Annotated in this window: 28 protein-coding genes and 3 pseudogenes; 30 read left to right on the top strand and 1 reads right to left on the bottom strand. The window is 39.8% G+C overall.

Features of this window, described 5'->3' with window-relative positions:
- From T501_RS21935 to T501_RS18060, 26 genes and pseudogenes are all read left to right on the top strand, one after another.
- A pseudogene (locus T501_RS21935) lies at window positions 1-189 on the top strand (IS110 family transposase); the annotation flags it as partial.
- A gap of 198 nt (window positions 190-387) precedes the next feature.
- Complete coding sequence (locus T501_RS17960; protein WP_044916732.1) at window positions 388-2,112, top strand: IS1634 family transposase; 1,725 nt, start codon at window positions 388-390, stop codon at window positions 2,110-2,112.
- Window positions 2,113-2,540: 428 nt separating this feature from the next.
- Complete coding sequence (locus tag T501_RS17965; RefSeq protein WP_044916733.1) at window positions 2,541-3,308, top strand: GNAT family N-acetyltransferase; 768 nt, start codon at window positions 2,541-2,543, stop codon at window positions 3,306-3,308.
- A gap of 34 nt (window positions 3,309-3,342) precedes the next feature.
- Window positions 3,343-4,014, top strand: a complete 672-nt coding sequence (locus T501_RS17970) for a C39 family peptidase (protein ID WP_026511715.1) — start codon at window positions 3,343-3,345, stop codon at window positions 4,012-4,014.
- A gap of 37 nt (window positions 4,015-4,051) precedes the next feature.
- On the top strand, window positions 4,052-4,186 hold the full coding sequence (locus T501_RS22430) for a hypothetical protein (protein ID WP_255347456.1): 135 nt from the start codon (window positions 4,052-4,054) through the stop codon (window positions 4,184-4,186).
- Window positions 4,187-4,234: 48 nt separating this feature from the next.
- Entirely contained in the window at window positions 4,235-4,759 is a 525-nt protein-coding gene (locus T501_RS17975) for a GNAT family N-acetyltransferase (RefSeq protein ID WP_044916735.1), read from the top strand.
- 60 nt (window positions 4,760-4,819) lie between these two features.
- Entirely contained in the window at window positions 4,820-6,127 is a 1,308-nt protein-coding gene (locus tag T501_RS17980; RefSeq protein WP_044916737.1) for a glycoside hydrolase family 53 protein, read from the top strand.
- Window positions 6,128-6,185: 58 nt separating this feature from the next.
- On the top strand, window positions 6,186-6,524 hold the full coding sequence (locus T501_RS17985; RefSeq protein WP_242845570.1) for a DUF3784 domain-containing protein: 339 nt from the start codon (window positions 6,186-6,188) through the stop codon (window positions 6,522-6,524).
- A 262-nt stretch (window positions 6,525-6,786) separates the two neighbouring features.
- A complete protein-coding gene (locus tag T501_RS17990) occupies window positions 6,787-7,440 on the top strand; it encodes a hypothetical protein (RefSeq protein ID WP_044916741.1) in 654 nt (217 codons plus the stop codon).
- Between the two features lie 72 nt (window positions 7,441-7,512).
- The gene (locus T501_RS17995; RefSeq protein ID WP_044916743.1) at window positions 7,513-7,728 is read left to right on the top strand and encodes a hypothetical protein; all 216 of its coding nucleotides are present in this window, start codon (window positions 7,513-7,515) and stop codon (window positions 7,726-7,728) included.
- Between the two features lie 117 nt (window positions 7,729-7,845).
- Window positions 7,846-7,977 (top strand): hypothetical protein, encoded by a 132-nt coding sequence (locus tag T501_RS22435; RefSeq protein ID WP_255347457.1) that lies wholly within the window; start codon window positions 7,846-7,848, stop codon window positions 7,975-7,977.
- Window positions 7,955-8,404, top strand: a complete 450-nt coding sequence (locus T501_RS18000) for a GyrI-like domain-containing protein (RefSeq protein WP_242845571.1) — start codon at window positions 7,955-7,957, stop codon at window positions 8,402-8,404. The genes T501_RS22435 and T501_RS18000 overlap by 23 nt, the downstream gene beginning before the upstream one ends.
- Window positions 8,405-8,472: 68 nt before the next feature.
- Window positions 8,473-9,003, top strand: a complete 531-nt coding sequence (locus T501_RS18005) for a nitroreductase family protein (protein ID WP_044916745.1) — start codon at window positions 8,473-8,475, stop codon at window positions 9,001-9,003.
- Window positions 8,933-9,277 carry a cupin domain-containing protein gene (locus T501_RS18010; RefSeq protein ID WP_442856391.1) on the top strand — a complete coding sequence of 115 codons (345 nt, stop codon included), beginning with the start codon at window positions 8,933-8,935 and terminating at the stop codon, window positions 9,275-9,277. The genes T501_RS18005 and T501_RS18010 overlap by 71 nt, the downstream gene beginning before the upstream one ends.
- A 135-nt stretch (window positions 9,278-9,412) precedes the next feature.
- Complete coding sequence (locus T501_RS18015; RefSeq protein ID WP_044916747.1) at window positions 9,413-9,787, top strand: VOC family protein; 375 nt, start codon at window positions 9,413-9,415, stop codon at window positions 9,785-9,787.
- 38 nt (window positions 9,788-9,825) lie between these two features.
- A complete protein-coding gene (locus tag T501_RS18020; RefSeq protein WP_029319539.1) occupies window positions 9,826-10,428 on the top strand; it encodes a DUF1349 domain-containing protein in 603 nt (200 codons plus the stop codon).
- A 273-nt stretch (window positions 10,429-10,701) separates the two neighbouring features.
- Window positions 10,702-11,472, top strand: a complete 771-nt coding sequence (locus tag T501_RS18025) for a nuclear transport factor 2 family protein (protein WP_044916749.1) — start codon at window positions 10,702-10,704, stop codon at window positions 11,470-11,472.
- A 235-nt stretch (window positions 11,473-11,707) separates the two neighbouring features.
- Complete coding sequence (locus tag T501_RS18030; protein WP_044916750.1) at window positions 11,708-12,148, top strand: Rrf2 family transcriptional regulator; 441 nt, start codon at window positions 11,708-11,710, stop codon at window positions 12,146-12,148.
- Window positions 12,149-12,201: 53 nt separating this feature from the next.
- Window positions 12,202-12,642: a macro domain-containing protein gene (locus T501_RS18035; protein ID WP_330377106.1), complete on the top strand. Its 441-nt coding sequence runs from the start codon at window positions 12,202-12,204 to the stop codon at window positions 12,640-12,642.
- An 8-nt stretch (window positions 12,643-12,650) separates the two neighbouring features.
- Window positions 12,651-13,832 carry a helix-turn-helix domain-containing protein gene (locus T501_RS18040; protein ID WP_155994925.1) on the top strand — a complete coding sequence of 394 codons (1,182 nt, stop codon included), beginning with the start codon at window positions 12,651-12,653 and terminating at the stop codon, window positions 13,830-13,832.
- Window positions 13,798-14,580 carry a protein-ADP-ribose hydrolase gene (locus T501_RS18045; RefSeq protein ID WP_044916756.1) on the top strand — a complete coding sequence of 261 codons (783 nt, stop codon included), beginning with the start codon at window positions 13,798-13,800 and terminating at the stop codon, window positions 14,578-14,580. Before T501_RS18040 ends, T501_RS18045 begins: the two co-directional genes overlap by 35 nt.
- Before the next feature lie 20 nt (window positions 14,581-14,600).
- Complete coding sequence (locus T501_RS18050; RefSeq protein ID WP_044916758.1) at window positions 14,601-15,596, top strand: SIR2 family NAD-dependent protein deacylase; 996 nt, start codon at window positions 14,601-14,603, stop codon at window positions 15,594-15,596.
- On the top strand, window positions 15,571-15,702 hold the full coding sequence (locus T501_RS23040; protein WP_442856392.1) for a carboxymuconolactone decarboxylase: 132 nt from the start codon (window positions 15,571-15,573) through the stop codon (window positions 15,700-15,702). The genes T501_RS18050 and T501_RS23040 overlap by 26 nt, the downstream gene beginning before the upstream one ends.
- A 49-nt stretch (window positions 15,703-15,751) precedes the next feature.
- The gene (locus tag T501_RS21630; protein ID WP_155243916.1) at window positions 15,752-15,916 is read left to right on the top strand and encodes a hypothetical protein; all 165 of its coding nucleotides are present in this window, start codon (window positions 15,752-15,754) and stop codon (window positions 15,914-15,916) included.
- A gap of 174 nt (window positions 15,917-16,090) precedes the next feature.
- Entirely contained in the window at window positions 16,091-17,557 is a 1,467-nt protein-coding gene (locus T501_RS18055; RefSeq protein ID WP_044916760.1) for an amino acid adenylation domain-containing protein, read from the top strand.
- Window positions 17,554-18,045, top strand: a complete 492-nt coding sequence (locus T501_RS18060) for a GNAT family N-acetyltransferase (protein WP_242845573.1) — start codon at window positions 17,554-17,556, stop codon at window positions 18,043-18,045. Before T501_RS18055 ends, T501_RS18060 begins: the two co-directional genes overlap by 4 nt.
- 205 nt (window positions 18,046-18,250) lie before the next feature.
- Here T501_RS18060 and T501_RS18065 read toward each other — a convergent pair whose 3' ends face one another.
- Window positions 18,251-19,510 carry an IS110 family RNA-guided transposase gene (locus T501_RS18065; protein WP_026509922.1) on the bottom strand — a complete coding sequence of 420 codons (1,260 nt, stop codon included), beginning with the start codon at window positions 19,508-19,510 and terminating at the stop codon, window positions 18,251-18,253.
- A gap of 386 nt (window positions 19,511-19,896) precedes the next feature.
- On the opposite strand from T501_RS18065, the gene T501_RS18070 reads away from it, so the two are divergent.
- The 4 genes and pseudogenes from T501_RS18070 to T501_RS22770 form a co-directional block, all read left to right on the top strand.
- Window positions 19,897-20,988, top strand: a complete 1,092-nt coding sequence (locus tag T501_RS18070; protein ID WP_044916762.1) for an MGH1-like glycoside hydrolase domain-containing protein — start codon at window positions 19,897-19,899, stop codon at window positions 20,986-20,988.
- 100 nt (window positions 20,989-21,088) lie between these two features.
- Window positions 21,089-21,397: pseudogene (locus T501_RS18075) on the top strand (radical SAM protein); the annotation flags it as partial.
- A gap of 31 nt (window positions 21,398-21,428) precedes the next feature.
- The gene (locus tag T501_RS18080) at window positions 21,429-21,866 is read left to right on the top strand and encodes a radical SAM mobile pair system MarR family transcriptional regulator (RefSeq protein ID WP_013282512.1); all 438 of its coding nucleotides are present in this window, start codon (window positions 21,429-21,431) and stop codon (window positions 21,864-21,866) included.
- Window positions 21,863-22,038: pseudogene (locus tag T501_RS22770) on the top strand (radical SAM mobile pair protein A); the annotation flags it as partial. The gene T501_RS18080 and the pseudogene T501_RS22770, both read left to right, overlap by 4 nt.

Raw genomic sequence — 22,038 nt, forward strand, 5'->3', positions numbered from 1 at the left:
ACTTTACGAAAAGTAGGATATGAAGTAATGCGGGTACTTAAGAGTCATCCGGCGCCCAAAGATGCTGCTGTATATAATTATATAATCAAGAAAGAAAATGAGGGAAAGTGCAAAAAACACGCTAAAATAGCGGGATTAAATAAATTTCTACGTATATATTATGCAAGAGTAACCGCAATCTACAAATAAGTAGCAACAGCTATAAAAAGGCTGGAATTATTCATCCAGCCTTTTTGTGATGCTTAAAAATGGTGAAATTGAAAACACTTAAAAATAAGCCGTTTCGCTATTGACATTTGTTAGCAGGTTTTTATGTCAAATTTTATGTTTTATACTATCGCAATGTATTGCAATGTATGTTATAATAAGGCATGGAGGATTTTTTGCATGAGAGTTATCACATCTAAATCTAAAAATGCCGAATCATTCTACATCTCCAAGGGATATATCAACAATAAAGGCGTCAGTACATCCACCATTATCAGGAAGCTTGGGACTCTTCAGGAGCTCCTGAAAGAACATGGTCCAACGAGAGACGATGTGATGGCATGGGCCAAAGAAGAGGCGCGCCTTGAGACACTTAAATACAAAGAGGAGCAACAGTCGAAATCTATTCAGATAACTTTTCATGCCAACCGCCAGCTCGACTATGAGCAACAGGTATTCTACCGCGGAGGTTATCTCTTCCTTCAATCAATCTACTATTCTCTTGCATTAGATAAGATTTGCAGAAAACTCAGGGATAAATATAAATTCAAGTATGATATCAATGCCATTCTTTCTGACATGATCTTTGCACGTATCCTTGAACCTTCAAGCAAAAGATCATCTTTAAAGGTTGCCTCCGAATTCTTGGAAAAACCATCATATCAGCTTCACGATATTTACAGATCATTAGATGTTCTGGGAAATGAATGTGATTTCATCCAGTCAGAGGTCTATAAAAACAGCCACCTTATGGGCAAGAGGAATGACAAGATTCTTTTCTATGACTGCACCAACTACTACTTTGAAATTGAGCAGGAAGACGGCAACAAGAAATACGGAAAAAGCAAAGAGCATCGTCCAAATCCTATTATCCAGATGGGCATGTTTATGGATGGTGACGACATCCCGCTGGCATTCTCTTTGTTCCCCGGGAATGCCAATGAACAGACAACTCTTAAGCCCATTGAGGAAAAGGTGCTCTCCGAATTCGGATGCCAGAAATTTATCTACTGCAGCGACGCAGGACTTGGTTCTGAAAAAATAAGGAACTACAATCATATGGGTGAGAGAGCCTTTATCGTAACCCAGTCTATCAAGAAACTTAATGCTGAAGACAAAGAATGGGCCTTAAATGGAACAGGTTTTAAAAGAGTGTCGGACGATACTCCTGTAGACATATCCAAACTGCCTGCAGATGATACAGGCCTTTACTACAAGGAAGAACCCTATACTCCCAAGACGCTACATCAACGTCTTATAGTTACCTACTCACCAAAGTTTGCCAAGTATCAGAAAGCTGTTCGTGAAGCCCAGGTTGATCGTGCGCAGAAACTCATAGATTCCGGTTCCGTTAAGAGAAACCGAAAAAATCCAAATGATCCCGCCCGTTTTATTGGGAAGATTGCTGTAACAGAAAGTGGCGAAGCTGCAACTATTCATAACTATCTTGATACAGACAAAATCGAGCAAGAATCTCTGTATGACGGCCTGTATGCCGTATCAACAGATCTTCTTGACGATCCGGTAGTCGACATCTTAAAAGTAAGTGAAGGTAGATGGGAAATCGAGGAATGCTTTAGAATCATGAAGACAGATTTTGAAGCAAGGCCTGTATTCCTCCAGAATGATGTCAGAATAAAAGCACACTTCCTTACATGCTTCCTTGCATTAATTGTTTACAGATACCTTGAGAAAAGAATCGATGATAAGTATACCTGCGATGAAATACTGAGTACGCTCAAAGATATGAATTTTGCTGGAATAAAAGAACAAGGCTTCACGCCTACATACCAGAGGACGAAGCTTACCGATAACCTCCACGAAGCATGTGGTTTCAGAACTGACTTCGAATTCATTACCAAGAGCCAAATGAAAACAATTCAAAAAAACAGCAAAGGAAGGTAGAAATTGCTATACTTCAAAACGAAGAGAAAAGTCTCGCCACGCCACTATTCATGTGGGATGCGAGACTTTTTATCTTATTTACCTGTCAAAGATGGGATTATATCACGGCAGGCGACCACAAATAAACAGGAGCCGCGATTTTGAGGACTTCAGTGAACGATTATCGAAAACAAAAAAAACCCAGCGATTCTGAAAGTTCAGATCTCCGGGGTTGTTTGAGAGCATTTCAACAGTCGATTACCATTATGTGTTATACTGTGTTAGCAGAATTTCTTGCCCTTGTATTTGCCCTTATGAGCATCCATTGCTCATATAAAACGACATAACACAAGAGAAAGCATAAGGGAAGGCTTACGAGCATAAATTCCAGTGTTTGTAGAGCAATTAAATTACAGTAAAACGATCCATGAACAATGAGGTTTTAAGTAATGAATAATGGTGAGATAAAGGAGATCGCGTTGAAGCAGTCTGCAGAGGATATAGGCTGCCAGGCTCATGATTTCCTTTCAGATAAGAATGTTATTGTGCCATTTTGTTTAGGAAAGAATGCGCGAAAGTATTATAAGGAACCAATCATATGTAATTTTGTTTCCTATGGAAGTAATATCGTTGTGGCTACAACAAAAGATGTATCGGATTTGGTAAAGGAGTATATAGGCAAGTTTGAGTTTTATCATTGCTTTGAAACGCCAAATATGCACTGGCTCAATGATAGACTGTTAGAGCGGGGGCATAAGGTATGTTTCATGGCTGAATATTATCTTCCTGATGTAAACAAAATTCCTGATGCGGAGTGCTTATATGAAACGCACATACTGGTTCAAGAGGATTTCAAGAATTTGTATCTGCCTGAATGGAGTAATGCACTATGTAAGGATCGCAGCCATCTGGATATGCTGGGTATTGGAGCATACGATAATGGCAGATTGATTGGTTTTGCGGCCTGTTCAGCAGATTGCGATGAAATGTGGCAGATAGGCATAGACGTTCTGCCGGAATACAGGCAAAAAGGGATTGCATCAGCACTGACTAGCAAACTGGCAAAAGAGATTCTAAATCGGGGAAAGGTTCCGTTTTATTGCTCTGCATGGTCAAACATCAGATCCGCCAGAAATGCGGCTAAAAGCGGTTTTATTCCGGCATGGGTAGAAATGACTGTAAAGCCGGCGGACGTTGTTGATGAGATGAATTCATAACTTACAGTTTATACACGATAGAGGAGACATTAATTTGAAAAAGACAATTCGCAGTGTTCTCATTTTTATAACGCTGATTATTATTGTGTTGGTGGGACTTTTGATAAAGCTACGGATACAGACAGGAAGAATCCTTACTGATTATTCATCTATATATAAAGATGATAAATATGGAGCTCCGGTATATGTTGATGGAGTAGAGGTAATAACCCAGGATGTTTCCTGTGGTTATGCTTGTATTGAGATGTTTTCTGCATGGAATGGGGGACATCTGACAGAAGAGGATCTGTACAATGAATATGGCAAGGTCATAACCTCAACAGGAGATAAGTTCTGCGAAGAAATGAACAAGCGCTTTCCGGAGTACACTACGTCCATCCATAAATACATGTCAAACACGGAACTGATAGATGCAGCTTATGAAAATCTGGCAAGAGGAGTACCTGTGCCATTTGAGTGGGCAGCTAAGTATGGTGATGTGTGGACTCTTCATTATTCCCTGCTTGTTGGGATGGATATTCCTAATGACAAGATAACTGTAGCAAATCCTTATGGTTATGTTGAAGAGTTATCTGTAGATGAATTTTTACAGCGCACAAGTTTTGAAGCCTATGAGAATATGCCTTTTTATTTCAAATTGGCATTTGCTGTAGGGATGTTTGAGAAGAATACAATCTTTACTGTTCACGGATTGAACGAGAACTAAATAACTTTCAGTAAAAATTACTATCTAAGGAGAAAAAATGGCAAAAAGACGATCTGTTGATACTAAAGAAAACTATGGCAAGGCCATAAAAATCTTTTTCGACAATTACAATAAAGATTTGCAAAAATTGCTGATTGCTCCATTTGATATTAATTTGGAGTATTCAGTATAAGGTGCTTATGCCAGCGTATGACCAGGATTATGATAAAGGTGGTTGAAGATGGTTACATATTATGATGACGGAACTATAAGAATTAGAAGCATGATTCCTGAAGATGCCCAAATCCTTTATGATACATATTTTTCGTATGGTTGGCATCCTTCCTTAGCTACATACGAAAAGTATTATAAAGAACAGGAGGATGGTAAAAGATTTGTTTGTATTGCAGAGTATGATGGCAGAGTCTCTGGGCAATGTACTCTGGTTCTGAATCCTATAGAAGGCCCTTGGGGGAATCAAGGCTATCCTGAAATAGAAGATCTGACAGTTTTCTTTGATGTTCATAATAAAGGTATCGGAAATAGGCTTTTGGATGCTGTCGAGAAAGAAGCGTCAAAAGTTTCCGATAAAGTATACTTGGCAGTTGGAGTTCATTCAGGATATGGACCAGCTCAGAGGATGTATGTAAAAAGAGGCTACAATTTTGATGGCAGCGGAGTTTGGTATAAAGGGAAACAATTAGAACAGTATGCACCCTGCGTCAATGATGATGACCTTTTACTTTATATGGCTAAAGATGTTTAAAATTCCAGCATAAACGACTAGAGGGTGGAGAATGAAATCTTTTATAAGAGAGATTGGATTATGGAAAAAGTAGTATATAACGTCTTGGCGATGATTCTTTTGATATCACTAACTGGCTGTAGAGATTTAGAAACTGAACTTGCACCGGTATCAACGCATGAAGTGACGGTTAAAACGCAAGAAGTAGTTGAGGAAGTACCGGAAGAAACATGGGAATCGCCTATTGATGGACTTTCAGATGATTTCATATTTGGAATGGATGCATCTTCAGTTCTGACCGAAGAAAAAAGTGGTGTTAAGTACTATGGTTTTGACGGCAAAGAGCAGGATATATTCAAAACCTATTCTGATGCAGGGATTAACTATATCCGATTAAGAGTCTGGAACGATCCTTATGATGAAAATGGGAATGGGTATGGTGGCGGTAATAATGACCTTCCAACAGCTGTTGAGCTTGGGAAAAGAGCTACTGCCAATGGGATGAAAGTAATGATAGATTTTCATTACTCCGATTTCTGGGCAGATCCTAAGAGACAGCATGCTCCCAAAGCCTGGGAGGGCATGAGCGTGGAAGAAAAAGCGGATGCCCTCTATGAATTCACTAAAGACAGCCTCTCACAGCTTCTTGATTCCGGCGTAGATGTAGGGATGGTACAGGTTGGTAATGAGATTAACTACGGAATGTCAGGAGAGCGGCAGTTTGAAAAGGTTCTTGAACTTTTAAAAGCGGGAAGTATGGCAGTACGTGAAGTATCAGAATCTTACGGAAAAGAGATTGCTGTAGTTGTCCACTATACCAGGATTGAAGACAAAGCAGATGTACTTACACTGGTTGACAGGCTGGTGCGGGGTGAACTTGACTTTGACATGATTGGTATGAGCTATTATCCCTTTTGGGATGGCAGCTTTGAAAACATGTGTCGTGTCCTTGAGCTTATTAGTGAAAAGTATGGAAAAAAAGCTTTCATAGCAGAGACGTCCTATTGCTATACCACTTCAGATGGCGATGGATCAGCAAACAGTTTTACTGTTAATGATTTGGTAAAGGGTTATCCCGCATCAGCCATGGGACAGGCCACAATGATACATGACATTTGTAAGAATGTGAGTGAGGTAGGGGGCATAGGTGTTTTCTACTGGGAAGGCGCGTGGATTCCTGTAGGTCCTGCTGATGCAGATAACTCCGCTATCTGGGAGAAATATGGAAGTGGATGGGCCAGTAGCTACGCTTCAGATTATGATCCGGAGGATGCGGGTCTTTACTATGGCGGAAGCTCTTGGGATAATCAGGCGCTTTTTGATTTCGAAGGACACCCATTGGATTCTCTGAATATTTTTAAATATATGCGAAATGGTAGAAATTACTAAGGGAGAATTATCTTTCAGGATAATGAAATAAGCAAATCGCATTTTATAAGGGAGGAATATGATGAATCTAGGAGCTTGGATGTGCGGAGTACTGGTTATACCATTTGCAACAGTAGGACTGTTGTTTGGATTATTCAAAGAAAGGGCAACTAAATTTGTTGCTGGATTTAATTCCTTTACAGATAAAGAACAGGAGATGTATGACAGAGCAGCTATTTCTAGAGATATAAGAAATCAGTGTTTGATTTGGTCTGCATTAATGCTCATAGGTACGGTGCTTTCTTTTATTATATCGCCTTATATGGCTATTCCTACGTTTATCATTTGGTGCTTTTTGTTTTTTAAGGATACTCACATGGATCCTCATAAGGCATTTGATAAGTATCTGCTGAAATAAATTGCTATATTAACTTGGAATATAACGTAGCTTGAAAAATCGGCAGTTTGTAGGGCTCTTTTGCTGGAGAAAGAGCTCGACAACTTCAGGCTTTTCGAGAAGAATGATAGAACATAAAATTGGAAGTTATTATCAATAATACAAGTGAAATGGAGAGAAGAGAGGTTTTTTACTACGATTTGGGAAGAGCCTCTTTTTTTCTTTGCATGGAAATAGTATCATTGAGAAGCTGTGTTTATATGTTTTGGGAGGAAAGTTTTTTATGGGTGAAAAGAAAGTAACAGGCTTTGATTTCTTATGGTGTGCGCTGTATGCATGTGCGGCTTTTGCAATAGAATTGCTGGTCCGGTTTGTTGAAGGAAAGATGGGGGTTGATGTAAGTAACTACAGTACATCACAAAACATAATTCATTGGGTAACAACTACAGTAATGTGGATCATTGCTGGAATTATAGTAATATATATCGGAAAGAAAACAACAGATTTTGATATCTGGGAGCACTGTGAAAAAATAAAGGGATGGCAATATGTGGCTCTCTTGCTGTGCTTCGCAGTAAATATCATTGCGAAGTATTTGGATTGGAATGGTTTTAAAGTTCTTATTGAATGGAATTCTAAGGAACCGATCTTGTTCATATTCCAATATATTTATTATCTGGCAGAAGGATTCCTTATTTCTCTTGTTATTGTCTACGGTCAGAAGGCATTTGAGAAATGGTTTAAGAACGATAAGATTCCTTATGGTGGAATTGTTCTTGGACTTATATGGGGATTGTTCCATATATTGACTAAAGGTAGCGTGCTTGTTGGGATTTTTTCTGCAGTGGCTGGTTTTCTATTTGGAACAGCATATATTTTTACAAATAAAGATTATAGAAAAGCATTACCTATCATTACGCTACTGTTCATTTTATAAATTCAATGGTACTGCAAAAATAACATAGAACTTTATGATTAAGTGCATCTCTTCGGAGTCGCACTTATTTTTATGGAGAAAAAACATGGCAGCAGTGTTATACTGGGACTTTTCTATCTGCTGATGCTTGCAATAATAATCATGTATATCACAAAACAGATGTGGGGAGCTGTTGTACTGTCAGTGATTATTTCTTTTGGAGCGTTCCTTATCACATTTGCAGCCGTAGCTGTCGAAATGGCTTTGGAGGGTATAGGCGATAAGATAAGCGAGATCCTGGCATCATAAATACGCAAAGTCCTGAAGTGGTCAGCGATTTTGTTGTATACTGATATCTATAGATGTACAGATGATGGATATTCATAGACTATCTATATTATATCATTGCAACGAGGAGATTAGATTGTGGATAAAATATGGGAAGAAATGTATAACGCTGCAAAGGCAGTGCTTAAACCGGTAACTATTTCTGATTATGTGTCTGCGGGGGAAAATCACGATGGAGGGTGGAACTATGCTGGATTATCGTATTGTTGAAAAGGCTCCGTTTACTATTGTCGGAGTAAAAAGACCTTTTAATTCAGAAACCAGTTATCAGGAAATACCAAAGTTTTGGGATGAATGGCTGGCACAGGGCGAGGATCGCTCAATCAAAGGCACTTTTGGTGTATGCCTTGATATGAGGGGAAAGGACTTCGATTATTGGATTGCTGATCTGTATTTTCCATGGGAAGATATTCCGGAGGGGTGTGAAACCAGAGTAATCCCGGGAAGTTACTGGGCACAGTTTCCCTGTAAGATGAGTAATCTGCAGGATGTGAATACCAAAATCTGGTCAGAGTGGCTTCCTGCATTACAGGGATATAAGTTGATGGGAGAATATGACATAGAGGTTTATCTTCCTCCAGAAGAAGGATCAGAAGAAATGTCTGTGTATATATGGGTGCCGCTGAAAAAGGATTGAAATTCTCTGAAAAGAAGTACAACAGGAGAGGAGCTGTTTAATTTTGAAATTAACGGAGGACTTAGCATATGAATGTAACAGAAGCGATCAACAAGAGGCATAGCTACAGAGGAAATTATCTTCCTGAACCGGTCTCTCATAATGATTTAGTGAAGATAATGGAAGCGGGAATTGCAGCTCCATCTGGCTGTAATAAACAAACAACCAGTTTTATAGCAGTTGACGATGCAGTTGTTTTGAAGAAAATTCATGAAGCAATCGATCCACCGATATGTGAAACGGCTCCGGCTATGATTGTAGTACTGACGCAAAGAATAAATGCATATCGTGATAGATGCTTTGCTATTCAGGATTACTCCGCTGCAATTGAAAACATGCTGTTGACTATCGTAGAGCTGGGATATCAGAGCTGTTGGTATGAAGGTCATATTACGGATGAAGACAGAATAAGCGATAAGATAGCAGAAATTCTCTCTGTTCCTGATAGTTATGAGGTTGTATGCATATTGCCGGTAGGGATAGCAGAGAATGAACCGGTTGCACCGAAGAAAAAGGAGTTTGAAGAGCGAGCATGGTTTAATTCGTTTAGAGGCTTGTGAAGCAGGAAAGCAGGCGGCTATAAGTAATGAAAAGAATTTGATCCCTGCTTCTCAGCAAAACACACCTGATATTGAGGGATACTATTATACGGCTAACGACAGGAGTCAAATGGCCTTTTGGATATATAAAGCAGACAGAGTTTCAAAAGAACATACACATGATTATGATGAATGGATGCTTTGTGTAGAGGGAGAATATATCGTAACAGTAGATGGAGCAGAATACATATTGCATGCGGGAGATGAATTGTTTATTCCCAAGGGAAGTGTCTAGGGAGGAAGGGTTGAAGCCGGTACGCGATCAATTCATGCCTTTGGCGGACAGAGAGTGAAAGCGTGATAACTATACAGGATAGTGAAATAAGCAAATCGGAGTTTGTCGAAAACATCGACCAAGGAGAGGACGAAAATGGTAAAAGGTATACATCACATATCGATGAAATGCAATATTGGAGAAATAGCTAGAGTAAAAGACTTTTATATAAATGTACTTGGTATGTCTATTTGCCGGGAATGGCCAGAAGGAATGATGATAGATAGCGGCAACGGGCTGATTGAAGTATTTGTAACTGGTAATGGCGAACATAGGAAAGGTTCTATTCGTCATATTGCATTTGCAACAGAAGATGTTGACAATGTTATAGATAAAGTAAAAAAAGCGGGGTATGAAGTTTTTATTGAACCAAATGATAAAGTTATTAATTCTTCGCCTGAATATCAATTTAGAATGGCATTTTGCTTTGGACCGCTGGGAGAAGAAATAGAGTTTTTTGATGAAAAATAACTTCCAGTTTGTATTTGAAAGGACAGAAGGAGAAAGTGATGAAGATTGACGCAAGTTCAATGGAATGGATTAGAAAACCGAAATCATGTCGGGTCACAAAGGATAAGGTTGAAATCATGACCGAACCTCATACTGATCTATGGCAGAGGACCTATTATCACTTCAGAAATGACAATGCCCCTGTCTTGCAAATGAAAACAATAGACCAATTCTTCTCGTTTGTGGTACGGACAGAGTTTGATTCCAAGGTACGCTATGATCAGAGTGGGGTAATCATGTACTTGGATAGTGACAATTGGCTTAAGGCTGCTATGGAATATGAAAATGAAAAGATTCAGAGATTAGGAAGTGTTGTCACAAATAATGGCTACTCTGATTGGGCATCTACAGATGTTGATGCCGCAATAAAGTCTGTATGGTTTCGTCTAAGTCGCAGGGAAGATGATTTCTGTGTAGAAAATTCTTTTGATGGAATAGATTTTAAACAGATGAGGATATGTCATATGTTCAATGCTCCAAAGGAAATCCGTTTCGGCATCTATGCATGCAGCGCCGAGGAGTCATCTTTTTTGGCCGCTTTTACAGATATGGAAATCACTGAATGCGCATGGAAGGCGCATGATGGTCAGCAACCAGATTAGAAGTATTACAATATGGTGTATCTTCCTGTTGAGGTGACAAGTTAAATTGGAATATAATGATTTACCAATTATTGAATAGTTGTTTTGCTATAAATCCAGGTGTTTATCTGCACCTGGAAATTTTTTGAAAAAATTTAGATGTAATCATTGATATTACATCAAAATGATGCTATGATAACACTATCAGATGAAACCACTACGGTTACATCAATGAACTTTTTAACATTCGAGGATAATTACTTCGCAGGGTAGAGCCCAGAAAGGAAAATAATCATGACAAATAAGGAAAAAGCATTAGCACTCATCGGAACATTCGTATCAGGAGATACTGCAAAGGCAAAGGAACTTCTTGCAACAGGTTATATTCAGCATAACCTCGCATTTGGAACCGGGGCAGATGCATTTGTAGCAGCAGTTGAAGGACTTGCACAGGCACCTGTAAAAACAACAGTTAATAACATTCGTGCATTCGAGGATGGAGATAAGGTTTTCCTTCAGACAGTATATAATTTTGCAGGAGCAGGAGAGCAGGTCGGATTCGATGTTTTCAGATTCGATGCAGACGGTAAGATTGCAGAGCACTGGGATAATCTGGCAGACAAGGCAGCTCCTAATCCTTTAGGACATACTCAGATTGATGGAACTCTTGAGAAGAAAGATGTAGACAAGGAAAAGACACGTAATGTTGTTGCCGGATTTGTAGGCGATGTACTCCGCGGGGAGAATCCGGATAAGCTTACTTCATATTATGACGGAGACAAGTACATTCAGCATAACACAGCAATAGCAGATGGTCTTTCCGGCCTTGGAGCTGCACTTGAAGCTATGGCTAAGCAAGGTATTTCGATGGTCTACAACAAGACACATATGGTTCTTGCAGATGGAGATTATGCTCTTGCCTGCTCGGAAGGAACCTTTGGCGGTGTACCTACAACCTACTATGATCTGTTCCGTGTTGAGAACGGATTTATCACAGAGCACTGGGATGTAATGGAGACATTAGCTGATAAGTCTACATGGGCTAATGAAAACGGAAAGTTTTAACTCAGTCGGAGTACAAGCTCCGACTGAGTTAAACGCTCCGCGAGGATGCGCACGGATTCGGACAGGAATTTGTCTGCTGAAGCAGACCCGAATCCGGCGCGCAAGACTCGCGAGCGAGTCTTGACTGTAACCATTGCAACTACATCTGTCACGAAGTAAAATGATGGCAGGAGGGCGCAAATCGTCCAGTGGACGATTGTTCTGCACCGACCGAAATGGAATGGAGAGATTAAAAATGCAGATATCAAGCAGATTTACGGTTGCACTTCATATTTTTACATGTGTGGATACATTTAAGGATGAACACAAGGTAACGAGCGATTTTCTTGCAGCCAGTATAAATACGAATCCTGTCATCATTAGAAAGATACTTACTCAGCTTAAGAACGCAGGGCTAATAAATGTTATCAGAGGAACAGGCGGAATAGAGCTTACAAGAGAGCTTAAAGATATAACTTTTTATGATGTGTATCAGGCAATAGAGCCTTTGGAGGATGGAGATCTATTCAGATTTCATGAATCACCAAATCCAGAGTGCCCTGTTGGTAGGAATATCCATTCGCTATTGGATGATAAATTGAAAAACATCCAGGAAGCGATGGAATCAGAGATGAAAAAATACACTCTTAATGATTTAAGATCCGGAATGCAGGAACTGTTGGCAAAAGAAGCTTAACAATGAGACTCTGAGGTGTTTACATCAGAGTCTTTTTTAGAAGGATGTGGAATATGGAAACTAAGGCTATGCCAAAGAATACTACACAGGAAGAACGTCTGGATTATCTTGTAGAAGGATTCAAGGCAGATTCTGATGAATATAAGGAAATACAGACGCAAAATAGTACGGAAGATAAAAGACGAATCTTAAGGTCACTTATGAATATCCGTATGCCGAAAGAATTGTCCTCTGATGTAATGAAAGTACAGGATGAATATCTGACAGAAAGAGCGGTTGAAAAGGGTGTGGTGAATCTATCAGACATCCCGGTTATCAGGGATGGACTTTCTATTTGGCAAGGGGATATCACAAGACTTTCGGTGGATGCTATTGTTAATGCCGCTAATTCGCAGATGCTTGGTTGTTTTGTTCCGATGCATACTTGCATAGATAAAGCGGCACCTACCTCAATCACACAGGTATACAACAAAAGAATGGCAAGGTGCTCGTAAACCTTGCTATGCCTGTACCGAAGCCTTCTGATGAAGCGGAACCAGGGGATATTCTCCGGTTCTATAGAGAGCAGCAAGGCATAAGCCAGGAAGATCTTGGAAAAGTAGTGGGTATTACGAACTGGGGAATTGTGAATATTGAAAAAGGTTTTAATCCGATTTATTACAAGGACGCAGTTGCTTTTGGAAAAACGCTTGGAATAGACCCAGATGTATTACTAAATGAGTATACAAGGTTTTGTAAACCCGGATATGGAAAACGAATTAAAACAATAAGGAACTTATATGGTGTTTCTCAGTATGATTTTGCTGAAATGCTTGGTGCTGACAGGAGCACAGTTTCCGTATGGGAAGCTGAAATAGAAGAACATCATCCAAATCCTGAGAATTACTTAAGATTAACGGAACTTGCTAAGAACGTAGGAATTGAAATAGAAAAGCTTATTGATAATCCTGATATTTATCAAGATGAATATACTATTTTTGCTAAGCACGGATTTGGTATTAAGGTTCAGAAAATCAGAAAATCCAATGGAATGACGAGAGAGCAATTTGCCAGGGCGATAGGTTGTGACAAAAATGAAGAAGGATTCTGGGAATGCGAATTTAAATGCCCATCTAGACCATCATATTATGCATTAAAACGTATGGCAGAAGTATGTGGAATTGATCTTGATAAGCTAAATGAGGATCCTGAAGGATATGAATGCGTATATCAGGATTTCTTTGATAAAAAATGCGGGCGAAAAATAAAAAGCATTCGCATGGCTTATAGAATGAAATTATGCGATTTTGGTGACTTGCTTGGGGGTACAGGGGAAGCTGTATCAAAGTGGGAAAGAAATATCTGTGTTCCTGAATTTAAGTATGTAAAAATAATTGAGAGAGTAGCACTTAAAAAGGGAATAACACTTGCTCAGCTGAATGAATGCCCTGAGCTTTTTGAGGATGATTATGAAGCCTTTTGCAAACCAGGTTATGGAGCATTATTGTCAGATATACGAAACAGCATGAGTGTTTCACGAGCTGAGTTTGCGAGAATGATTGGTATAAAACCATCTACTTATTGCCTTTGGGAGAGAGAACAATTTATTCCCAACAGAGATAACTATAATGTGCTTAAGAAAGCGCTGGCTGAGAAAGGAGTTTCGCTAGATGAATCATACAGAACAAAGAATATGGCTGATTAAAGAATTACAAAAGGATCCTTCGCAGCTTAGTAATTATCCCATACCTGCTGACGAGCAAGGACAAAAGGATTTGCTGCGAGGACTAATGAATATATGGATGCCGAAGGAACTTAGTGATGAGTTCCTTAAAATCCAGGATGAGTATTTGACCGAAGAAAACAGAAGAATTGGAATTACGGACATTGAAGATTTACAGCCAATAGCAGGTAATAACAGACTATACCTATGGCAAGGAGATATGACTACATTAAAGGTGTCAGCCATTGTTAATCCGGCCAATGAAGCCTTATTGGGTTGTTTCCGAATTTTACATTCCTGCGCGGATAACGTTATTCATTCAAAAGCTGGACTTGGCCTCCGCTACAAATGTAACTGCATCATGGAAAAGCAGGGACATCCAGAGCCAACAGGGCAGGCTAAGATTACTCCGGCGTATAATTTACCTTGTGATTATGTTATTCATACCGTGGGCCCTATAGTTCAAGGACCTCTGACTAAAAAACATGAGGAACTATTGGCATCCTGCTATAAATCATGCCTTGATATAGCAGAAGAAAATGGCGTAAAGAGCATTGCTTTATGCTGCATTTCTACCGGTGTTTTCATGTTCCCTAATCAGAGAGCTGCTGAAATTGCTGTTGAGACAGTTAGAAAATGGCTTAATGAGACTGGCAGTGAGATGAAGATTGTTTTCAATGTATTTAAGGACCTTGATTTTGAAATATATGCAAAACTGTTAAATGGTTAAACTGTAAGGAGTGTTTTACAATGATAAAGGCTAAGATCAGATCGTTTCAGCCAAATGGATATCAGGAAACAATAGAAAAAGGTCTAAGTGCCATACATAGCTTTAACAGCGGTATGAATCTTGGAAAAGATGATGATATAGAGCAGCTTGACAGATTAAAAGAAGAAATAAAGACAGCTGATGCTATTGTTATTGGAGCCGGGGCAGGACTTTCTACTTCCGCAGGGTTTACGTACAGTGGAGACAGGTTTAAAAAGTGGTTTTCTGATTTTGAAGAAAAATATGGTTTTCAGGACATGTATTCAGGCGGGTTTTACCCATACAAAACCAAGGAAGAGTTCTGGGCATATTGGTCAAGATATATCTACATCAACAGATACCTTGATGCACCTAAAGATACTTATACAAAGCTTTATAACCTTGTTAAGGATAAAGATTACTTTGTGATTACTACAAACGTGGATCATTGCTTTCAGAAAGCAGGCTTTGATAAGAAAAGATTATTTTACACTCAGGGAGATTATGGTCTGTTTCAAAGTTTGAATCCTGCAATTAGGGAAAACTTTAATAATGAAGACTGGGTGATGAATGCCATGAAATCTCAGGGATTTGTTAAGGATGGTAATGGGATTTTTGCAATACCATCTGGAGGCATGGTCAGAATGGAAATTGACAGCAGTTTGATTCCAAAGTGTCCGATTGATGGCAGTGATGTTACCATGAATCTTAGAAGTGATGATACATTCCTTGAAGATGGAGGCTGGCATAGAGCATCAGCTGCTTATTCTGATTTCCTTAGAAGACATGAAAACCTGCAGGTGCTTTTCCTGGAGCTTGGGGTAGGCAGCAATACACCAGTAATAATTAAGTATCCATTCTGGCAAATGACAATGGAAAATGAAAAAGCTACATATGCATGCTTGAATTACAAAGAGGCATACTGTCCCAGAGAGATAGAAGATAGGAGCGTATGCATTAACAGTGATATAGATGAGCTTTTGGATAAACTGGCATGATTTCAGAAAAAGAAAGATATTATCGGTATTAGAGATAGAAGGAGAAGACACAAGTAATGAGTGGTGCGAGTCAGTTACGGATGAGGACTATTTGAAAATTCAGTAAAAGTACAGGCATATTAGGAAGAGATAAAGGCTTAGGGCGTATAGACCATATGGTTTATACGTCTTTTTCTTTTACACCGAATTATCTGCTTGGGGTTGAGGAGAAGGAAGAGGATGCTTTTGATATGGAAATGAAGAATTTACTGAGGCGGATAACAGATGATAGGGTAAAGGCAATATTGGTGGCACAGATAAAGGCAGTAGCAAATATTTAAAATATGACTCGCTTGTACAATAAAATTTGTGCCAGATGCACCGCAAAGTCACACAAAAGTATCATCGGTGATACTATGTTTCAAAAAACTGCGTACTTGTGGGGCTTTGTATATTTCCTATAACATATGCATTGTAACGAAGAGATATGTGTGAAATATAGGAGGTACTAATAGATGAGTACAATAATTGAAAAATTCATGACACAGGTAAATGAGAATAAAGATGCTTTAGCAGTTTTTGATAATGAAAGAAATCTTAGTAGAAAGGAATTGCTTTTATTGGCAGATACAATAGCTGCAAGACTTCCCAAAGGATGCAAAAGAGTAGGCATAATGATGAACCATTCAGTTGAAATGATAGCATCCATATTTGCAGCATTGAGGGCTGGAGCAGCATATATACCTGTTGAACCATTTTTTCCAAAGGAAAGAATCAGATACATGATGGAAGAGGCTGAGGTGAGCGTGCTTATCACGAACAGAGAATATGCAGACAGATTTCCCAAGTTAACAAATATAATTGTAGACAAAGGATTAGCTATAGAGGAAACAGCTGTAGGTGATGCTGAATATGACGAAAAGGATTTGGCTTATATCCTTTATACATCAGGAACTACAGGGAAGCCCAAGGGTGTTTCTGTAACGAATGCAAATGTATGTCATTATGTGAGAGCATTTTGCAATGAGTTTCACCCAGCCTGTGGCGATATAATGCTTCAGCATTCTGTTTGTTCTTTTGATATATTTGTTGAAGAGGTATTTACAACTCTTTTATCAGGAGCGGCCTTGGCTATTCCATCGGATGAAGAAAGAGCAGATGTTAAGAAGCTTATCGGATTTATCAAAAGAAATAATGTGACTATGCTTAGCGGCTTTCCATATCTTTTACAGGAAATCAATGACCTTCCGGAAATACCTAAGAGTTTGAGACTCCTCATAAGCGGAGGAGATGTTATAAGAGCTTCCTATATTACAAATCTTCTTGGAAAGGTGGAAGTTTACAATACCTATGGTCCTTCCGAGACCACAGTGTGCGCTTCTTATTGCAGATGCACCAAGGATAATGTCCTTGAAGATGGCACATTCCCTGTCGGAAAGTCTGTGCTTGGAACAGAAATCAAAGTCATGGATGAGGAAGGAAAAGAACTTCCAGATGGAGAAGTCGGAGAAATCTGCATTTTCGGAGGCGGCGTTTCTAACGGGTATATAGGAAACCGTTTTGAGGAGAATAAAGCATTTGTAAATACTGCAAACGGAAGAATGTATAAAAGCGGTGATCTTGGTTACTATCTGCCAGATGGCAACATTGCTTTTCTTCACAGAAAAGATACCCAGATAATGATTAAGGGAAAAAGAGTTGAGGTAAGTGAAGTTGAAAATATCCTTACCAAGTCAGCGCTTATCAAACAGGCATATGTTGCACCAAAAGTTGATGACAATAATCTATCCTACATGGTTGCCTATGTAGTGCCGGAAAAAGAGAACGTCAAACTTGCGGATATTACAGATTACATGAAGGATTATCTGACAGATTTTATGATTCCGGAGTATTTTGTTGAGCTTAAGCGCCTTCCACTTAATGCAAACGGTAAGGTTGATAAAATGGCACTTCCAAATGTTTTAAGGAAGGTGGCAGCGTGATAGATAATAATATAGCGATAAAAGAGCTTAAGGCAGATGATATGGAACTTTTGCTTTCACTTAGAATGGAGGTTTTGTCAAATGTCTTTTTTCAGGAAAAAGAAAAGCTCTCGGATGCTGAGTGGAATGATATCAGAAAAGAAAATGAAGAATATTATCAGGAAGAGCTTAAAAAGGGCGGTCATGTGGCTTGTGCAATATATGTGTCAGGAGAACTGGCAGGATGTGGCGGAGTTTGCCTGTATAGAGAGATGCCATCTCCGGACAATCGCAGCGGCAAATGTGCCTATCTTATGAATATATATGTCAGGCAGAAGTACAGAAGGCAGGGACTGGCAAAGGAGATATGCAGATATCTTATAGAGAGGGCGGCAGAGAAAGGTGCTGAAAAGATCTATCTTGAGAGCTCCGATATGGCCGTTGAATTATACAGATCCCTTGGATTTGAAGACATGAATGGCTACATGAAATTAAATACGATAAAATAGATTTATGTAATATCGTAAATCTTGTTTGGAACGGAGGTTTTATATGTTTTTCAAATCGTTATCTGATAATACACAAAAGAGGCTGATCCGTCGTCTTGAGGAGGTCAAGTTTGAAACAGAGAGGTAGCGGATAGGAATAAAGTTTAGGGCATGATAAATAAACCACCTGGAGGTAGTCGAAAAATTAAATATTTGGGGCAAAGATCTACGATGTCACTTCTGCAAGATCATCTTTGATGATAAAACCTCTGGACTTCAATAGATTAAGAGCCTGAGCAGTTGTAAGAGTTTTCTTTTCTTCAACGGACTTCTGAATAAAATAACCATCAGGAGTATAGGGCTTAAGATCTGTGAGTATGTGCCAGATAGCGGTCAGGAGCATACGACAGATTGCAATGATGGCTTTCTTGTGACCACGATGTGATTTGATACGGCGATAACGTTCTGTAATTTCGGGATGCTTCTTGGATTTGATCAAAGCATTTGCAACTTGCACCAATACAGGTTTAAGATAAATACCAGCACGGGAAATCCTAGTGGATTTGATTTTGAAATTGCTTTGGTCATTGCGTGGACAGCATCCAGCCCAGGAAACAAGGTGCTTGTCTGTGGGGAAGACAGACATATCGCCACCTATTTCTGAAAGTATCTGTATTGCCGTGAATGGATTTTTATCCAACCCCGGAACTGTACGAATTAGGGCAAGAGCATCGTTGTAAGGATCAGAAACACGAAAGATTTCCCGTTCTATTTCATTCTTGTGTTTCTCTAACTCATCTATGTGATCCAGACATTGACGAAGCTTGATTGCTTGCTCCTTACAGATAGCGCCATCAACGGCAGCCTGGATTTCCTCAATTGGATGCTTACATCGCCTGTCAACAAAAGGAGTAACATCGAAACATTCCCCGGGATGCTTAAGAATATATTCAGTTATGGATCTGGAAGATTTGCCAAAAACATCAGTGAACACTTCATCAAGCTTAAGATTTGATACTGTGAGACAATTAAGGGCACGATTCTTTTCGCCTGTGATCATACAGATAAGCTTGAAACGGTATCTCACAAGATCTCTAAGATGACGAATGTCAGCTGGCGGAATGAAGGAAGGCTTGATCATGTCACACATAAATAAGTCACATATCCATTTTGCATCCTTACGATCGGTTTTATTACCTTTTTGGGGCTTTGTATATTTGGGATGGGCAAGTACGACATTACAAGACTTTTCAAGGATATTAAAAACGGGTATCCAGTACTTGCCAGTAGATTCCATGCAGACATCAACACAATGATACTTGGCCAGCCATTCAGCAAGTTCACGCAGTCCTCTTGAGAAGGACGAGAACCTTTTTTCAAAATACTCAGTGCGGCCATTTGCATCGGTAATACCAATGCATGCATAGATCCAGGTTTTGTGGACATCAAGCCCACAGCAGTTCTTTCGAAAGATTTTAAATGCCAATAGATAACCTCCTGTCACATTTTATAGTTGTAAAGCTGACAGTGACTGGTCATCCGGCGAAATCGAGACAACTTCGGAAGAGATAAGTTTACGGGCTACGGTATGCGCCATTCGTTGATGCCTTTACAGATGACCGACAACATATAATCATGCGAGGTGGCCGCTATACCGCCCCGCCACTCACCTCCACGTGTTCTGTAGTATGTCAGCCTTACGAATAAAGAATATAACAGGAAACTTTAAAATAGAAAACAGGGAAAGACGCTGGGTTTCATAACCCCGTTGGTGTCTTTCGCAGAAAGACAGTTAATAATCATGATATCAGGACACGCGGCATCAGTCGATCCGATAATTCTCATTCCGCTATTGCAGGGATTCAGGACCTCTTGACAGGATATAGCTACGGCGAGTTCTATGACTGGGATCTTTATTATGAAAATCTGTATCTTTCACATTTTGGTATTGCCCGTTACTGCCGTACGAATTTTGAGGCATTCCTGGACCGGCAGCTCGAATGTGGTTTTGTCGCACGCACGATGATGGAACAGCGAATGAGGCAGCATTTCAAACCTTTTCTTGCTCAAATCGCCGTCTTAGGTTCTCGTCAGTTTGGCCGTTTTGAATGGCTGAAGGACCGTTATTATCAAAGGCTGATAAAATATCTGGATTACTGGTGCTGGTTCTGCGATTTTGACAAAAATGGACTAAGTGTGTGGGACAGTGCTGATCATTCCGGGATGGACAATCAGGATCTTAGGGCAGGACATATTTACAGCATGACGATCGAGGGGGTTGACCTGAACAGCTATCTGGTCCGCGAGTTTGATGCAATGTCTGTCATTGCGGAGGGACTGGGGCTGGAGGAAGATGCTTCTCAGTGGAAAGAGAAGGCTGCTGCCATGCGCGGAAGAATCAACGATATTATGTGGGACGAAAAAGACGGCTTCTATTATGACCGCAATGAAAGGACGGGTGAGTTTGTACGTTACAAGTCAGCTTCATCTTTTATGGCTCTATGGGCAGGTGTTGCGACCCAAAAGCAGGCAGACCGCATGATCAAAGAGCATCTTTTAAATCCTGAGGAGTTCTGGTTGGAATACCCCCTTGCATCCTGGGCAAAAAATGAAAAAGGATACTATCAACAGCGCCGCGGGGTTGAATGCACCTGGATGGGAGCTTGTTGGATCCCGGTTAATTACTCAGTCATGCATGCGCTGGTAAGATACGGGTATCAGGAAGAAGCAGCGGAACTTGCCAGAAAGAGTTTTGAAATGGTTTTGTCGGAAGACGCCACCCGAGAGTATTATAATGCCGAAACCGGTGTAGGGCAGGGGCTGAATCCTTTCTGGGGATGGTCAGCTCTTGCATATGGCATGCCTTTTGAACTCGAAGCTGGATATGATCCAACTGATCCGCATGCTGAAATCATACCGCTTCTCTCCGATATAACGGGGGTTGAATATCGCTTTGACAGATAATAATCGTTTGAAGTGATCCGTCGAGCAGCGTATCAGCAACGCCTCCGCTGCCCTGACGTTCATGCCATCCTTCTAAAGAGACCCTCGGGCAGTCGATGAGGAATTTAGAAAAGAGATGGATCGTGGTGCAACCATAGAAAAGAGACTGGATACAATGAAGCAGCTTTATGAAGCAGGAATAAAGACTACTTGCTTTATTTCGCCAATCTTCCCCGGGATTACAGATGTTGAAGCTATTATTGACAGGGCTAAGGACAGATGCAATCTTGTGTGGCTTGAGAATCTTAATCTTAGGGGAGACTACAGAGTTGTGATCATGAACTGGATTCATGAGAATCATCCGGAGCTTGATGAATTATATTATCAGGTTATGATATGTGTGCTTGACAAAAATACTCCTATATGGTAGTATAAAAACTACGATATAGGAGTATTTAATTATGAAGACAAATGGTGGATTTCTTGTTACAAAAATAAAACAGCTGGGTGATCGTATATTTGAAAGGATACTGGCAGAAAAAAACATTGATGCATTCAACGGAGCTCAGGGAAGGATTCTTTATGTCTTATGGCAGGAAGATGGTGTTCCTATTAAAATTATTTCCGAGAAAAGCGGACTTGCAATTACTTCACTTACGACCATGCTTGAGCGGATGGAAAAAAACGGACTGATAAGCCGCAAAACGGATGAAGCTGATAAGAGAAAAACTCTTTTGTTCCTCACAGATAAAGCCAAAGAACTTAAAGAAGCTTATGACTCTGTATCCAATGAGATGGGGAATATTTATTATCGTGATTTTACGGATAAAGAGATTCTTCAGTTTGAAGAGTATCTTAACCGCATCAGGGTAAACCTTGAGGAATGGAGTGACAAATGAGTATCTGTATTAAAGATCAGATTCAGAACATGAATCTTGTTATAGGGTGCACTGTTGGATGTCCGTACTGCTATGCCAGAAACAATACGAGGCGTTATCACATCATAGATGATTTTGAAAAGCCACAGTTTTTTCAAGGAAAGCTTCGTATGATGGAAAAGAAAAAGCCGCA

The sequence above is a fragment of the Butyrivibrio sp. WCE2006 genome, assembly GCF_000701985.1.
GTDB lineage: Bacteria > Bacillota > Clostridia > Lachnospirales > Lachnospiraceae > Butyrivibrio.

Bases quoted from the DNA above. Each gene is read 5' to 3' on its own strand.
- T501_RS22430 (WP_255347456.1), top strand. From the start codon at position 4,052: ATGGCAAAAAGACGATCTGTTGATACTAAAGAAAACTATGGCAAGGCC.
- T501_RS17965 (WP_044916733.1), top strand. From the start codon at position 2,541: ATGAATAATGGTGAGATAAAGGAGATCGCGTTGAAGCAGTCTGCAGAG.
- T501_RS17995 (WP_044916743.1), top strand. From the start codon at position 7,513: ATGGAGAAAAAACATGGCAGCAGTGTTATACTGGGACTTTTCTATCTG.
- T501_RS23040 (WP_442856392.1), top strand. From the start codon at position 15,571: ATGAGCTTTTGGATAAACTGGCATGATTTCAGAAAAAGAAAGATATTA.
- T501_RS18045 (WP_044916756.1), top strand. From the start codon at position 13,798: ATGAATCATACAGAACAAAGAATATGGCTGATTAAAGAATTACAAAAG.
- T501_RS18055 (WP_044916760.1), top strand. From the start codon at position 16,091: ATGAGTACAATAATTGAAAAATTCATGACACAGGTAAATGAGAATAAA.
- T501_RS17980 (WP_044916737.1), top strand. From the start codon at position 4,820: ATGGAAAAAGTAGTATATAACGTCTTGGCGATGATTCTTTTGATATCA.
- T501_RS18025 (WP_044916749.1), top strand. From the start codon at position 10,702: ATGACAAATAAGGAAAAAGCATTAGCACTCATCGGAACATTCGTATCA.
- T501_RS18010 (WP_442856391.1), top strand. From the start codon at position 8,933: ATGAACCGGTTGCACCGAAGAAAAAGGAGTTTGAAGAGCGAGCATGGT.
- T501_RS18035 (WP_330377106.1), top strand. From the start codon at position 12,202: ATGGAAACTAAGGCTATGCCAAAGAATACTACACAGGAAGAACGTCTG.
- T501_RS17985 (WP_242845570.1), top strand. From the start codon at position 6,186: ATGATGAATCTAGGAGCTTGGATGTGCGGAGTACTGGTTATACCATTT.
- T501_RS18080 (WP_013282512.1), top strand. From the start codon at position 21,429: ATGAAGACAAATGGTGGATTTCTTGTTACAAAAATAAAACAGCTGGGT.
- T501_RS18005 (WP_044916745.1), top strand. From the start codon at position 8,473: ATGAATGTAACAGAAGCGATCAACAAGAGGCATAGCTACAGAGGAAAT.
- T501_RS18030 (WP_044916750.1), top strand. From the start codon at position 11,708: ATGCAGATATCAAGCAGATTTACGGTTGCACTTCATATTTTTACATGT.
- T501_RS18015 (WP_044916747.1), top strand. From the start codon at position 9,413: ATGGTAAAAGGTATACATCACATATCGATGAAATGCAATATTGGAGAA.
- T501_RS17975 (WP_044916735.1), top strand. From the start codon at position 4,235: ATGGTTACATATTATGATGACGGAACTATAAGAATTAGAAGCATGATT.
- T501_RS18000 (WP_242845571.1), top strand. From the start codon at position 7,955: ATGCTGGATTATCGTATTGTTGAAAAGGCTCCGTTTACTATTGTCGGA.
- T501_RS21630 (WP_155243916.1), top strand. From the start codon at position 15,752: ATGGTTTATACGTCTTTTTCTTTTACACCGAATTATCTGCTTGGGGTT.
- T501_RS17960 (WP_044916732.1), top strand. From the start codon at position 388: ATGAGAGTTATCACATCTAAATCTAAAAATGCCGAATCATTCTACATC.
- T501_RS17990 (WP_044916741.1), top strand. From the start codon at position 6,787: ATGGGTGAAAAGAAAGTAACAGGCTTTGATTTCTTATGGTGTGCGCTG.
- T501_RS18040 (WP_155994925.1), top strand. From the start codon at position 12,651: ATGCCTGTACCGAAGCCTTCTGATGAAGCGGAACCAGGGGATATTCTC.
- T501_RS18050 (WP_044916758.1), top strand. From the start codon at position 14,601: ATGATAAAGGCTAAGATCAGATCGTTTCAGCCAAATGGATATCAGGAA.
- T501_RS18020 (WP_029319539.1), top strand. From the start codon at position 9,826: ATGAAGATTGACGCAAGTTCAATGGAATGGATTAGAAAACCGAAATCA.